Origin of the sequence: Chitinophaga sp. (assembly GCF_019236475.1) — a bacterium.
Lineage (GTDB): Bacteria > Bacteroidota > Bacteroidia > Chitinophagales > Chitinophagaceae > Chitinophaga.
On record NZ_JAFAIX010000012.1, the window covers coordinates 389,940 to 403,645 of the forward strand.

Here is a 13,706-nt window from a genome sequence, read left to right on the forward strand (position 1 = left end):
ACATTTGAAATTTATAGGGTTGACCAAAACCTTTATTTATGGAAAAGTCAGAAATGACAACACTTACCAGGGTACTGGAAAAATTGCATGACAGAGGCTTTGATCATGAACTGAAGATGAGCGACCATGGCCGCATGCAGTCTCCAGACACCAGTAAAATCTATCATCCAGAAGATTTACTGATTGTGAAGACATATCGGTTTGAAGGAGAATCAGATCCTTCTGACTCTTCCGTATTATATGTGTTGGAAGATAAGGATGGAGACAAAATGTATATATTGGATGCATATGGGATATATACTACCCATGATGAAAGTGGATTCAATGAATTTATAAAAAAGATTCCCGTAGAAGATCGGGATGAACAAATATTATTTGGATAAACAGTTGTTGAAATGCCAATAAATGCAGGTATTTCACAAGGAATTACCTGCATTTAACTTAAGGAGCAATGCTCATTTAGTCTGTGGATTAGCGGGTTTATGTGGTACCTGGCGTTCTGGTACTTCCGGAGGAATGGGCGATGTTCCTGGGTCTCTTGGAGGCTCCGTGGGTGGTGGTACAGTCACTGGCGGCGTTTCTCTTTCAGGAATTTCTCGCTCAGGTGTTTCAGGTTTTTCTCGTTCAGGAACAGGCTGTGGTTCCTTCTGTCTTTCAGGTATATTTGCCATAGCTTTCATTTTTAATAGGTTTGCTACCAATTGAAAATCAAAGTTTATTCCAGCAATCGCAATAGTGACGCCGGAATACAGTTATGCACATGTAGAAATTATCAATACATCTGTGGAAATCGTTGCTCAACTATTCGTATGAAAACCAATGTCAACTTTTCGCAATCTCATCCAGAATTCTTAACTTCAAAGGCTTACGCAGTAACCAGCAAAGATCTTATGCATTTATCCGTACACAAGAAAATACAGATTGGATTTTTCATTGCGTTCACGGTAATCGTAATAGCATCCATATTCTCTTATCTCGTTGCAAAAAACCTGCTGGATAATGCAGCCAGGCTCAACCATGCGATTGAAGTATCTAAACGCCTGGAAGTAATCACCAAACAAGTAAAGGAAGCTGAAGCGGCTTTAAGAGGCTATAAACTGACCATGGATAGTACCTTTTTGACACCTTCTATGAAAGATCGTAGTCTTCGGATTGAAAGGGAATACCAGATGCTACGCAAGGTTACTGCCGAAAGTAAAATACAACAACTGCACTTGGATACGCTTCGTCAATTACTGAAAGTAAAATATGAACAGTTACTTGCTAGTAATGCAGACGTTGGTACGGGTATGTTCTCCGTGGAGAAAGCGAATGTACTTGCAGGGGAAAATATCATGGATAAAATTGACCATACCGTACAGGAAATGATACATATCGAGGAGAGTCAAGTACATGAAAAATCAGAGTTGTTCAACTTCTTCTCCGGACTATGGGTACCTATGATTTTTATTTCTTCCTTGGTGGCTATTATCATTGGTATCTATTCCTACATTACGCTCACCAAAGAAGTACGGCTGCAACAACATATTGAATCCAAACTTAAATCCTATCAACGCGATTTACAACAGAATATAACCCTGCTCAATAAATCGAATCAGGAACTGGAACAGTTCGCTTATGTAGCTTCACATGACTTGCAGGAGCCATTGCGTAAAATTTCTACTTTCTCAGACAGGTTGCAAATCAAATACAAGGAAAATCTTCCACCAGATGCCACCCAACTGATTGATAGAATGGTGGCTGCTGTGGCGAGGATGCGGGTATTAATCAATGACCTGTTGATATTTTCCAGAGCCGGTCGTATTGTCCCGGAAAGTATTATTTCTGTCAACATGAATAGACTGATGACCGAGGTGATCAGCGACCTGGAAATTCCTCTGGAAGAGAAAAATGCAGGGATTGTTTTTGCCGACCTACCGGAGATAGAAGGCAATCCAACTTCTTTCCATCAATTATTCCAGAATCTGATCGCCAATGCCATCAAATTTGCGCATCCCGACCGTCAGTTACAAATTGAAATCCATAACGATACAGCCACAGGAAAGGAACTTGGCCTTAATAGAGATAGCAACCACCGCGATGAGAAGTATTGTCGCATTACCATTGAAGACAATGGTATTGGGTTCGATCAGGCTTACGCAGAAAGAATATTTCTGATCTTTCAACGCCTCCATGGCATTAGTGAGTATAGTGGTACAGGCATAGGGCTGGCGATCTGCAAAAAGATTGTAGATAGTCATCATGGATTTATTAGTGCACAGGGGTATCCTGATAAAGGGGCCACTTTCACGGTGATTCTCCCGCTCAGGCAGTCTATAAAAAATGAAGAATATATAGAACCGATCAAAGCTTAGCATCGTTATTGCAGTAAATTTCCAATGAAAGTAATCAGAGGAGCGTTAATTACCTATTACAGCGATGAGTGAAATTCCAGTTAACATTTTGATGATTGATGACGACGAAGATGATTTTTTTCTCGTCAATGAACTTTTGCATGATATTTCACCAGGGCAGTATCAACTGGAGTGGGCGTCTACTTTTGAAAAGGGAAAGGCTGCCATCAACCGCAGAGAACATGATGTTTACTTGGTTGATTACAGATTAGGCCCTTTTACAGGACTAGATATCCTGCACTACTTCCAGCACTTGAGCTTCCAGGCACCGGTTATCATGCTTACAGGGAAAGGCGACTATGCCATTGACCAGGAAGCTATGCAGGCAGGGGCTTATGATTATCTGGTTAAGGGCGATATAACCGCTGATTTGCTGGAAAGGTCCATCCGTTATGCATTAGATGAATACAGTCACTTACGCACTATAGAAGAAAGCGAAAAAAGGTATTTTGGCATCTTTGAAAAAGCCCATGATCTTATATTGCTAGCCGACTCTGATAAAAACATCATCGACGCCAATCCTGCCGCCCTGCGCACTTTAAAGTACCAGAAGGAAGTACTGTTAACCAAGCATCTCCGCGACCTATTCGTCAACAAAGATCAGGCAGAAACCTTTCTGAACCACATCTGCGAAGAAGGCGAAACCATACGGGAATATGATTTCAAGACCAACGATCATCAGAAATTGGTGGTACAAATCAATGCTGTTTTGTTAGATGAAGCAGCACAGATATTCCTCTGTGTGATCCAGGATGTTACAGAACGAAAGCGGGAAGAACAGGAAAAGCAATACCAGGAAAAATTTGTTATCACAGGCCGTATTGCCCGTGTGATTGCACATGAAGTACGGAACCCACTAACCAATATCCTACTGGCGATCAGCCAGTTTAAAGAAGATCCGGCGGTGATGGCTAGTGAAGATGCGTCCTTATACACTGACATCATTGAAAGAAACTGTACACGCATTAATCAACTCATTACAGAACTGCTGCATAGTACGCGTATGATGGAACTGCACGCCAATGCAGTGAGTCTGGATAAACTACTGAGCAATACCCTCGCGCTATCCAAGGATCGTATGAGGTTGAATGAGATTCAGTTGGAACTCCAACTGGACAAGGATGACATTAATGTGATGGCCGATGAAGACAAGGTAGTAATTGCCTTTCTGAATATTATTATCAATGCCATCGAAGCGATGACGCCAGGAAAAGGCATGCTAACGATTACGACTAAACGAATTCAAGATAAGGCCTTCATCAAAATTTCTGATAATGGTCCAGGAATCCCTGAAGAAGTGCAAGCCCGTTTATTTGATCCGTTCTACACCAGTAAGGCGAAAGGTACGGGGCTGGGCCTCACCAGTACGCAGAATATTCTACTAAATCATAAAGGCACTATACATGTAGAAAGCGAAATAGGTAAAGGAACGGCATTTACCATTACTTTACCTATTGCGCAGTGAGGAGTATAAAAACTCAATAATTGATATTGAGCAAACGAAGTTTATTGTACAGCGTTTTGCGGTCAATATTCAGCATTTGCGCCGCTTTGGTTTTATTGTATTTTACTTCCTTCAGTACATTAACGATCTTGTTGTATTCTGCCTGTAAAGCCACTGTTTTCAAGTCATTCTCGTTGGACAGAATAGTCATTTCACCATTCATCGGTACTTCATCCAGGATTTGATTAAATGACTCTTTCATTTCCAATGGCAGTGCACTCATCGTGATATCTTCATTCTCTGGTGTCAGCAGGCACGCACGACGAATGATATTCTTCAGTTCACGGATATTTCCAGGCCAGTTGTACTGTCGGAAGCAATCCCACACCTCAGGTGATATTTTACCGCAAGTTTTATCGAGTTCCTTTTCCACTTGGTGTACGAAGGCCTCTACAAAGAGTGGCAGGTCTTCTTGTCTTTCTCGAAGTGGTGGGATATAGATCGTGAACTCATTGAATCGATGAAAGAGATCTTCTCGGAATTTCCCGCGTTGAACAGACTCGGATAATTTTTCATTGGACGCCACGATAATGCGAACATCCACTGGTATTTCCTTCAGGCTACCTACTCTTCTGATTACTTTCTCCTGTAATACGCGGAGCATGGCCACCTGGATATCATAGGAAAGGTTAGAGATTTCATCTAAGAAGAGCGTACCACCCTGTGCTTGTTCAAATGCACCAATTTTGGTACTAATAGCACCGGTAAAAGCGCCTTTCTCATGCCCGAATAACTCACTGGCTGCCAATTCCTTAGAGAGGCTTCCACAATCGAGTGCAACGAAAGGTTGTTCATTACGTTTGCTGTGATAATGAATCAAATGGGCCACAGACTCTTTACCCGTGCCTGTTTCCCCGAAGATAATCACGCTATAGTCCGTAGGCGCCACCAGTTTAATCTGACGGATCAGTTCCTGAGAATTGGCGCTTTGGCCGTATACATACTTATCGTTTTTATCATTTTGATTGCGTTGCAGGAGTGTTTCTCTCGCCTCTTCTTCGCTGGCAGATTCCACTGGCTGGGAAGCGAGTCTCTCCATTTCTGCATCTTTATGAGCAAAAGCTTTATGTACCAATGTCAGGATTTCATCTGGGTACAAAGGTTTTGACAGATAATCGTACGCGCCATTTTTCACCATTTCCACTGCTACACGTACATCTGTATAACCTGTGATAATGATAACGATGGTATTGGGATTGATTTGACGAATATCCTGCAACAATTGCGCACCGTCAGTATCTTTCAGACGATAGTCGCACAGCACGAGATCAAAGGGCTTCTCCTTCATCATCTTCAACGCTGCTGTACCGGTCATCGTTGTTTCAACGGCAAACCCGTGCTTGGTAAGAAACTTACTAAGCAAAGTGCATATGTTGATTTCGTCATCTATAATCAGAATATTTCTCATACTGGATTTAAAATAATTAAAGGAACAGCTACTTAAAATTACGACTTTAAAATGTGGACTACTAACTTTTTATCCGGTTAAGTAAATCATCTACGCTCCTGACATTGAAGGGTTTAGCGAGGAAAAAAGAAGCTCCTGTGGAAAGGGCTTTTTGCTTCTCCGTATCATTGTCATAAGCGCTGATGGTGATAATGGGCAATGAGGGACATGTCTCCCTGATAACAGGCAGTGCATCCAGGCCTGAGCCATCTGGAAGATGAATATCCAGGAATAGGAGATCTGGCGTATGACTTTGCAGATATTGGATTCCATCCCGCAGGGCATGCACATATTTTACTGCATATCCATGCCGTACAAGACTCAATTGCAATAACCTGCAAATGTCAGGTTCATCATCTATTATCAGGATATTCGATCCTGTTTTACGCGCCTCAGTTGAAACCGATTCTTGCCGGTTCCATGCTGTTGTCTTGTTTCGATGTAACATACTTATGTTTATTCCATTCCTCCATGAGTAGGCGGGCCATTAGATAGCATACAGTCGATTCTGCACCCTGATTCTGATTAACATTGTTTTTTTCTAGGCCATCATAACATCCGAAAGTCAGTGGATTGTATACCAACTGTTTCAGATGGTTGTTGCCCAGGAACCAGCTAAAAGCCAACCTTGAATTTTCCAGGCAGGAACGATCGTTTGTGATATTATAAAATGTATGAAGCGTCAGCATTGTATACGCCACTTCTATAGGTTGTTCACCGCCATCTTCCGTTTTTGGGTTATCACGATGATACCAGGTTTTATTGCTGATCGCTCTCATATGATTATGGTTATAAGTCTTACTCCAGAGAAAAGCCATACTTTCTTCTGCAGTTTTCCGGAAGCGGGCATCTCCGGTAATCTGCCAAGCCATCATCATGGCTTCCGGCAGCACCGCATTCCCATAAGTTAGGGACGATTCGTACCATTTCCAGTCGGCATCCGCCTCGTAGTCATAGGCCGCTTGAATTTTACCTGCCAAAGTACGTACCAGGCTTTCGATATGGTCTCCTTGTCGATACTGATGGTAAAAATGTAATCCCTTGATTGTGAATGCCATAGCGCGTAGCGCCTCTAAACCATCCACCCATTTTAAACAACGCCTAAAAATGGAATTAATTTCCTGGATCAAGTCAAATGGGAGAAAGCGGTGGTTAGACAGGGCAAATCCCAGCGCCCAGATTGCTCTTCCATTGGCATCTTCCAGGTTTACTTCCTCATTCATAGCAGAAAAGGTGCCGTCTATATCTACATAGTTGAGAAATTTCCCAGAAGGCCGCTGACAATAGGCGATAAAGTCAATGTACTTGCGGCATAGCGAGAAAATAAAATTACTGGGTTGAATTTCCCGCATATACATACAGCAGGCAATCAGTGCTCGTGCATTATCATCAAGTGTGTATCCAGATTCCGGATCTGGGATATCAAACTTTGAAAATTGAAGCATGCCAAATTCAGTCGTCATGCGGTCTATATGGTCCAAATAGGGAGCGGGCAAATTGGGGAGTAGCGGTTTATCTTCAGCGAAGATGCTACTGATAATCCCCATATGTGCGATGGCAACATTCTCCCATATAGAACTCCTGGTTTTTTCGATCGCACAGGTACTCATATGTGATCTTAACTGTGGATCTTCGATGAGTCGGATGGCTGATTGCGCTAGCTGTTCATGATCATTGAAATCTATGAGGCAGCCACACCCTTCATCTAACATTTCTCTTGCCTGTACAAAACTGGTGGAGATGACTGCACAACCGGCGCTCATCGCGTAAACAAAAGTGCCGCTTACCGCCTGGTGAGGGTCTTTTGAAGTAAAAAGGTAGATATCAGTAAGGGACAGATAGTCCAGCAAAGTATTTAGGGAGAGATAGCTGTTCACAAAACGCACGTTGTTTTCCAAGCCATATTCCAACACCAGTTGCTCTAGGCTTTCTCGGTATTTTTCTCCTTGGTGACTGGCCACCACGGGGTGTGTTTTACCCAGGATGAGATAAAGCGCATCTGGATGGCGCTTTGCAATTTCTCTCATCGCTTTGATGCCCGTCTCAATTCCTTTGTTTTCACTGAGTAATCCAAAAGTACTGAGCACCATGCGTCCCTTTACATCATATTGATTCTTAAGCGATTCTACATCATCCACAATATGTGCATGGGTACCATGAGGAATATACACTACTTTATTCGCCGGCACATGGTAAACCTCCCCTAGCAACTGTGCGGAGGCCCTGGTCATTACCATTACCTTAGCAGCGAGCGCACTTATCAGGCTTACCACCCTGGTACGTTTAGGATCAGGGAATGGTAATACTGTATGGAAGCGTATAATAAAAGGTTTATCCAGGAGCGAGAGCAATCCCAACAAATTATGGCCATATTCTCCGCCCCATAGGCCGAATTCATGTTCCAAGCATAACAAGTCTATTTTGTTATCATTATTGACTTTCCTCGCAAATGAAATGCAATCGTTGATATCAAAAGGATCCAGTGTGTATGTCACCTTTTGATCCAATGCTGGAAAAGACTTTTCTGCTTCTCGAAGTGCACATACCTCTATATTCAATTTCCCTGCAAAACTCTTCTCCATAGCATTTATCAAATCCTGGGAGAAAGTAGCAATCCCGCATTCACGAGGAGGAAAGGATGTAACAAATAACAATGTTCTGTTCATGATTCACAAGATTTTCGTTTTTGAATTACAGCCGTCTTGGGGGAGATGTTCAAATTTCACTCCCATCCAACTAGTCCCCGTAAATCACCCCTTTTAGCATATTGACAAACAATTATTTGTAGACATTTTTCCACACTTGTAGGGGACAGTGAGGAATTCAACACTTATCCATTCTTGTATTTTTTTTGCAAACGATTAGTTAATCCGGAATAACGTTAACATCCAATAAAGGTTTTATGTAAACAAAAAAGCTTACTTCGTAACACAAAACAAGCGTATAAGTAAAAATACTTACACAATTGTAATCATTTAAGTAAAACTCCATTTACAATACGGGAAGTTTATCCGAACGACGATAATTTTGATACTGGAATAACCACAGCGTCAAACTGAATTCATTATTATCAGGATGAAAGACCAGAATCAAGTGAAAGAAAACCTTCCGTTTAACTTCAAAAACTAGTGTTACATGCGGAACATCTCTTGTACATTCAACGTGGATGGAATACCTACAAAAGTGGTATTAAGAAAATTACCCAAGGAAAGAAGGTTTCAGGCTTCCCTTAATGGCAGCACTACTCCTACAGAGTACATCATCTCCGACGAAACTAATGAAGTCGAGTATTATGATGGTCCTGTGTTAGGTGAATTGTTCTTCTCCAGAGTGGTATGGCTTATCAAGCAATATTTCCCTAATGTCAGGGCAATACTGAAAGCGGGAGAAGACACTTACGACGATTATGATGACTATTAATACCTGCCCGCAGGTGTAAAATACTGTAACAATCATTCATGGGCTGTTTCGCCCCCAATTCAACTAAAAAACAATAGTTTAATCAAAAAAAAGCGGGAGATTATATCTCCCGCTTTTCTGTTATAAGTAATACTTTCAATTTAAATAAAACCCTTCTCCAGCGCCATAAACGCCTCCGTAGGGTGCAACTGTTGCCATAAAATAGCATATACTGCTTGTGCCACCGGCATATATACGCCGATCTCCCTGTTCATCTCATGCAAACATTTAGCGGCATAATACCCTTCTGCAATCATATTCAACTCCAATTGCGCCGCCTTTACGGAATAGCCTTTACCAATCATATTGCCGAAAGTACGATTACGACTATGCAGCGAATAACAGGTTACCAACAGATCCCCTAAATAAGCGCTTGCACTGTAGTTATGAACCGCACAGGAAGTACCTTCTGCCGCTGCCTTGTGTTCTTCGTATTGCTCCAGAAATAATTGCATCTCCCTAAAACAATTCGTTATAAATACGCTCAGGAAGTTATCTCCATATTCCAGACCATGCGCAATACCTGCTCCCAAAGCATAAATATTTTTCAATACTGCAGCCAGTTGCACGCCAATCACATCTGTGTTCACGATTGTTTGCAGATTGCTATTGGTAAATTTATCAGCGATAGCCTGTGTTGTTTCTGGTATCAGACCGGAAAAGGTAAGGTAAGATAGTTTCTCATTCGCTACTTCTTCTGCGTGACAAGGCCCTGTAATCGTGAAATAGCGGTCCAGCGATACCTTAAACCGGTTGGCCATGTATTCATTAATCAAGGAATTAGTACTTGGCACCAACCCTTTAATCGCGGAGATAACATGCTTATTATCAAAGGCATTTTCTGGCAACTCTCGCAGCGCATCTTCCAGGAAAGCGGAAGGTACGGACAATACCAGCTCATCACTGGCACCCACCACGTATTCCAGGTCACTGCTCAGTTCCAGCAGATTAGTATCGAAATATACGGAGGTCAGGTAATGCTTGTTATGATGACGCAATTGCATATGCCTAATGGTATCTTCACTGCGTATCCACCAGTTGATGCGATGACCATTGTCTGTCAGAATTTTTGCCAGTGCGGTAGCCCAACTGCCACCACCGATAATTCCTATGCTTTTCTCCATGCTCACAGGGCGAATTTTTACGCAATGTACTGAAATTGCCTCTATTGAAAACGAAGAAGCCGCACCTGAGGCGCGGCTTCCTACTATTTAAATGCTTTAATACTATTTCTGCGTGGCTTCAAACAACTGCGCTTTAGGCACCACTTTCACTTTTTTACCGTTGGAAAGGGTTCTGGATACTGCACTGTATGGCGCGCTGATAACTTGATCACCCTCTTTCAGACCAGAGAGTATTTCGATATTGGTATCGTCTTGCACACCAGTTGTTACCTGTACCATTTTTACGGTATTATCTGGTTGCAGTACAAACACTACTTCATTGGTTCCTGTTTTACTACTACCCGCAGCGGCATCTGGTTTCTTATCTCCTCCTTTGGTACTATCCATATCACGGGTAGTAACGGCATTGATAGGAATAGCCAAGATATTATTTACGTGGCGCGTCTGGATATCCACACTAGCACTCATTCCTGGACGGAATGGATACACTTTTTTACCACCATTGGTGATGGTCAGCAGATCTGTATAGCTGCTGGAAAGGATGCGGATATGTACGATGTAATTCGTTACTTGCTCAGCGGAACTAGCAGCCGCTGTTAAGGTTGCTGCTCCTTTACTGGAACTGGCAATCTGGGTAACAATACCTTTGAATTTACGGTTATTGTATGCGTCTACTTCAATGATAGCAGTATCGCCGTATTTTACTTTAGGAATATCGTTTTCTCCAACATCCACTTGTACTTCCATTGAATTCATATCAGCGATACGAAGCATTTCTGTACCGGTCATTTGGGCGGTTCCTACTACTCTTTCTCCTTTTTTCACGGAGAGCAAGGAAATAATCCCCCCCATTGGTGCGGAGATGGTGGTTCTACCGAGATTTTTATTGGCTTCTGTCAGGTTGGCTTGAGCACTGGCAACACCAAATTTGCTACTGTTGATTTGTTGAACAGCAGCATTGTAATCGGCCAGGGAAGCGAGGTAAGTAGCTTCAGACGTCTCAAACTCTACGCGGGAAATAACTTTCTGCTCTAGCAGTTCTTTATTACGCAGGTAAGCTGCTTTATTTTGATCCAGACGAGCTTTAAAGGAATTCAGGGAAGCGGTGGTATTGGCTAGTTGCGCCCGTGACTGACTCACAGAGGCCGCAGCCTTGTCTACCATGGAACCGTAAATATCTGCGTAGATACGTGCCAGCATCTGTCCTTTTTTGACAGAGTCGCCTTCCTGTACCAACAGATCAGTGATTTCTCCGGAAACATCGGAGCTTACTTTTACTTCGATTTCGGGATAAATTTTTCCGCTGGCGGTTACGACTTCAATGATATTGTTATGCGCTGCTTTGTCTGCAGCCACTTTAATACCTTCTTCCTTACCGATAACACCAGCTGATTTCAGGGCAATCAGCAGAATAATAAGTGAACCTAGAGTGCCTATGAGCCAATAAAGTGTCTTTTTCTTCATAAAGCAGTTTATTTCCTGAAAAGCCTACAGGGATATTTTCTGATCTCTGTAGAACTCCAGTAATTTCATTTTAAATATATAATCATATTGTGCAGAAACCTTGTCTATCTGGGCTCTGAACAATTTACTCTGTGTTGTAATGTAATCAATGGTATTCATCAAACCAAGGTTGAAACGCTTGGTGGCAAAATCATAGGCTTTCTGAGCGGCATCTACTCCTTTACTAGCGGCATTGAATTTCTGCATAGCAGCCACGGCATTGGCATGTGCGGTATAGATATCCTGACGCAATTTCTGTACGTCTGCATCACGGGTCAGTTGGGCATTTTCCAGATTCAACTGCGCTTTCTTGGAATTTGCTTTAGCCTGCCATCCGTTGAAAATTGGAATACGCAGGTTCAACTGTACATATTGCTGGAAGTTATTATTGATCTGGTCGTGGAAGGGAGTCATGTACATCGCGTTATTCGGGATCTTCACACTCTGATTCAACACGGGTACAAGCGGGCTGGTATTGGCTACAAAACCTACTGTATCAATACCTATTTGGGCTTTAGACAGATCTATACTTTTAATATTATTCGCAAAGGTGGAACCCAGGCCGGCGGTGAGACTCAAACTTGGATACTGTTGCGCTTTTACCGACTTATAATTGTACTCGGCTGAATGGATTTTCAGTTCATCGGACTTCAGGAGTGGATAAGTGGTCGTTGCGGCAGAATACACCATTTCAGGGGCCATTTCGTCCAGGCGGGCTAATGGTAGTGAGAATATATTTTCTGGAACTTCCGGCTCAAAAGGAATCTCAAAGTCGAGATTCAAATAAGCTTTCATCTGGAGGATGGAAGTAGTTACACCATTCTGAGCGGTCACCAGATTTACACTATCTGACGCCAGTTGCGCTTCCAGGTCGGCCTGGTTACTTTCTGGAACAGATCCGGCGATGACCAGTTTACGGGTATTGCTTAGATTGGAATTCGTCAACTTTACCTGTACTTCATTCACTTTTACCTGTTCAATATTCAACAAGATTTGGAGAAACGCGGTGGCCACATTAAAAGCCATATCATTCCTGGCTTTTTCCATCAGGAATATATTGGACTTGTAATCCATAGTATTCGCTTTCACCAGGTTCTGCACAGAAAACCAGTTGAATATATTAACGTTGGTAGATAGATTGCCACCCAGTGAATAGAAAGATTGCTGAATGTAGGCGTTCGTTTGGGGGCTTGGGTTACGACCTTCGTTAAAGGCTCCTTGTAAACCGGCACTCAGCGATGGAATACGACTCAGCTTACTTTGTTTCAAGGTCAGCTCCGACATTCTTTTCTGAATGTCCTGCTGTTTGATTGTTATATTATGTTGCAATGCATAATCCACACAACGTTGCAAACTCCACGTATCCTGCGCTACAGCCTGTGATATATTAGCAAACAAGAATAAAAACAGGAACCAGCCTGTAAAACGGGATAATCTCATAGCATTACAAAAATATAATAATTGTGATGATACTTTCCGCTTCTTAATGACAGAAGGCAAAATTTTAGTAGGTATGGTGGCATACCTCAAAATTTGAGTGTACAACATAGTATTTTTTTATCAGATTCCGCACAATGCTCCTACGAATATTATGACTGTATCTGTCCGTCGTTGATCCGTATAATACGGTTTCCGTAAGTGGCGTTAAGATCGGAGTGGGTTACTTGTACAATGGTGATGTTATCTTGTTGGTTCAACTGTTTAAACAACTCCATAATTGTCTTGGCCTGATCTGAATGGAGATTACCCGTCGGTTCATCTGCCAGGATTACTCGGGGTTCGGCTACCAAGGCGCGGGCAATACCTACCAACTGCTGCTGCCCCCCAGAAAGCTGATTGGGAAATAGATCTTTCTTGGCCACTATATTAAAACGGTCCAATATATCCGCTACCTTGCTTTTACGCTCCGATCCCGGCACGTTCTTATACAATAAAGGCGTTTCAATATTTTCATAAACGGTCAATTCATCAATCAAGTGATAGGCCTGGAATACAAACCCAATCGCTCCCCGATGCAAGTTGGTTCGTTTCTTCTCATTCATACTGTCTACCCGCTCCCCCTGGAATAGATAGCTCCCAGAAGAAGGTTCTTCCAGCAAACCCAAAATGTGCAGCAGTGTGGACTTCCCTGAACCGGAAGGCCCCATGATAGAAACAAATTCACCCTCCTCAATCTTCAGGTTAATATTCTTCAGTATTTCATTCTTTCCAAAGCCTACGGGATAGTGTTTGGAGATGTCCTGTAACTGTATCATAAATAAGTTTTTTTCACAGTG

The 13,706-nt window shown here is 42.4% G+C and carries 12 protein-coding genes; 4 read left to right on the forward strand and 8 right to left on the reverse strand.

All coding sequences use genetic code 11. From position 1 onward, the window contains the following. Positions 1-38: 38 nt before the first annotated feature. Entirely contained in the window at positions 39-383 is a 345-nt protein-coding gene (locus tag JO154_RS17740) for a hypothetical protein (protein ID WP_291947961.1), read from the forward strand. A 72-nt stretch (positions 384-455) separates the two neighbouring features. On the opposite strand, the gene JO154_RS17745 is transcribed toward JO154_RS17740, so the two are convergent. Beyond that, positions 456-671: a hypothetical protein gene (locus JO154_RS17745; RefSeq protein WP_291947964.1), complete on the reverse strand. Its 216-nt coding sequence runs from the start codon at positions 669-671 to the stop codon at positions 456-458. Between the two features lie 219 nt (positions 672-890). On the opposite strand from JO154_RS17745, the gene JO154_RS17750 reads away from it, so the two are divergent. Together JO154_RS17750 and JO154_RS17755 are read left to right on the forward strand one after the other, a co-directional pair. After that, positions 891-2,354, forward strand: coding sequence for a sensor histidine kinase (locus JO154_RS17750; RefSeq protein WP_291947966.1), 1,464 nt, complete (start codon positions 891-893; stop codon positions 2,352-2,354). 64 nt (positions 2,355-2,418) lie between these two features. Then, the gene (locus JO154_RS17755) at positions 2,419-3,858 is read left to right on the forward strand and encodes a hybrid sensor histidine kinase/response regulator (protein ID WP_291947967.1); all 1,440 of its coding nucleotides are present in this window, start codon (positions 2,419-2,421) and stop codon (positions 3,856-3,858) included. Positions 3,859-3,871: 13 nt separating this feature from the next. Here the strand turns inward: JO154_RS17755 and JO154_RS17760 are convergent, their stop codons facing one another. The 3 genes from JO154_RS17760 to JO154_RS17770 form a co-directional block, all read right to left on the reverse strand. Then, positions 3,872-5,305 (reverse strand): sigma-54 dependent transcriptional regulator, encoded by a 1,434-nt coding sequence (locus JO154_RS17760; RefSeq protein ID WP_291947969.1) that lies wholly within the window; start codon positions 5,303-5,305, stop codon positions 3,872-3,874. 61 nt (positions 5,306-5,366) lie between these two features. Continuing rightward, complete coding sequence (locus tag JO154_RS17765; protein ID WP_291947971.1) at positions 5,367-5,792, reverse strand: response regulator transcription factor; 426 nt, start codon at positions 5,790-5,792, stop codon at positions 5,367-5,369. After that, on the reverse strand, positions 5,737-8,010 hold the full coding sequence (locus JO154_RS17770; RefSeq protein ID WP_291947973.1) for a glycosyltransferase: 2,274 nt from the start codon (positions 8,008-8,010) through the stop codon (positions 5,737-5,739). The genes JO154_RS17765 and JO154_RS17770 overlap by 56 nt, the downstream gene beginning before the upstream one ends. A gap of 469 nt (positions 8,011-8,479) precedes the next feature. On the opposite strand from JO154_RS17770, the gene JO154_RS17775 reads away from it, so the two are divergent. After that, positions 8,480-8,764, forward strand: a complete 285-nt coding sequence (locus JO154_RS17775) for a hypothetical protein (protein ID WP_291947975.1) — start codon at positions 8,480-8,482, stop codon at positions 8,762-8,764. A gap of 140 nt (positions 8,765-8,904) precedes the next feature. Here the strand turns inward: JO154_RS17775 and JO154_RS17780 are convergent, their stop codons facing one another. The 4 genes from JO154_RS17780 to JO154_RS17795 all read right to left on the reverse strand — a co-directional run bounded on the left by JO154_RS17780 (position 8,905) and on the right by JO154_RS17795 (position 13,685). Continuing rightward, on the reverse strand, positions 8,905-9,927 hold the full coding sequence (locus tag JO154_RS17780; protein WP_291947977.1) for an NAD(P)H-dependent glycerol-3-phosphate dehydrogenase: 1,023 nt from the start codon (positions 9,925-9,927) through the stop codon (positions 8,905-8,907). Positions 9,928-10,029: 102 nt separating this feature from the next. After that, positions 10,030-11,391, reverse strand: coding sequence for an efflux RND transporter periplasmic adaptor subunit (locus JO154_RS17785; protein ID WP_291947980.1), 1,362 nt, complete (start codon positions 11,389-11,391; stop codon positions 10,030-10,032). Between the two features lie 24 nt (positions 11,392-11,415). Beyond that, on the reverse strand, positions 11,416-12,870 hold the full coding sequence (locus tag JO154_RS17790; protein ID WP_291947981.1) for a TolC family protein: 1,455 nt from the start codon (positions 12,868-12,870) through the stop codon (positions 11,416-11,418). A 149-nt stretch (positions 12,871-13,019) separates the two neighbouring features. Next, positions 13,020-13,685 carry an ABC transporter ATP-binding protein gene (locus JO154_RS17795; RefSeq protein ID WP_291947983.1) on the reverse strand — a complete coding sequence of 222 codons (666 nt, stop codon included), beginning with the start codon at positions 13,683-13,685 and terminating at the stop codon, positions 13,020-13,022. Positions 13,686-13,706: the final 21 nt, after the last annotated feature.